This window comes from Spongiactinospora gelatinilytica (genome assembly GCF_003236385.1).
Taxonomy (GTDB): domain Bacteria; phylum Actinomycetota; class Actinomycetes; order Streptosporangiales; family Streptosporangiaceae; genus Spongiactinospora; species Spongiactinospora gelatinilytica.
In genome coordinates, this window is record NZ_POUA01000769.1 from 1 (window position 1) to 967 (window position 967).

A 967-nucleotide genomic window follows, 5' to 3' on the forward strand; every position below is an offset into this window, starting at 1 on the left:
CGGTGGGGGCGGTCGCCTACGGCCTGCTGGTGGCCGAGGGGCTGCTGGCGCGCAGGCTGGTGGGGCGGCCGGTGGCCGAGGAGGGCCCGCCCGCCGACGGGATCTACGGCGACGGTCCAGGGGAGCCGATCGGCCTGGTCATGCTGGGCGACTCGACCTCGGTGGGGATCGGGCTGGACGACCCGGCGGAGACTCCCGGCGTGATCCTGGCGAACGGCCTGGCCGCGGTGGCCGAGCGCCCGGTACGGCTGACGGTGGCCGGTATGTCCGGAGCCGAGTCCGTCCACCTCGACGGGCAGGTGGACCAGGCCATCGCGACGCTTCCCGACATCGCGGTCATCTTCATCGGGGCCAACGACGTCACCACCCAGACCCGGCCCGCGCAGGCCGTGGCGCACCTGAGCAAGGCGGTGCGGCGGCTGACCGGCGCGGGGGCGGAGGTGGTCGTCGGGACCTGCCCGGACCTGGGCACGGTCCGGCCGATCGCGCAGCCGCTGCGCTGGATCACCCGGCGCTGGTGCCGGGAACTGGCCGCCGCGCAGACGGTCGCGGTGGTCGAGGCGGGCGGGCGCACGGTGGCGTTCGCGGACCTGCTGGGACCGGAATTCGCGACAAACCCCCGCGAGATGTTCGGACCCGATCGATATCACCCATCTGCCAGAGGTTACCAACAGGCTGCTTACGCGGTGCTACCGTCTGTATGCACCGCGCTGGGGCTCTGGCCCGAGCCCGAGCCCGAGCGTGGCGCGAGATCGAAGTCGATCTACCTTGCGGCGGCCCTGGCCGCGGAGGAGTCAGGCACCGAGGTCACCGGTTCCGACGTCGCCGGCCGTACGGCCGTGCCACAGCGACGACGGGTCAGGTTTCTTCGCAGACGGGCGGCCGCCCTGCCCGACGATGCCTGACCTCGCTCACACTCCGCCCCAGGGCCGTCACTCCCCGCCTCTAGGAGTGAATGCCCGTGATC

The 967-nt window shown here is 72.8% G+C and carries 1 protein-coding gene; it reads left to right on the forward strand.

Annotated features, from left to right (window positions below; all coding sequences use genetic code 11):
• Positions 1-2 precede the first annotated feature (2 nt).
• Positions 3-905 (forward strand): SGNH/GDSL hydrolase family protein, encoded by a 903-nt coding sequence (locus tag C1I98_RS39290; protein WP_438672142.1) that lies wholly within the window; start codon positions 3-5, stop codon positions 903-905.
• Positions 906-967 lie beyond the last annotated feature (62 nt).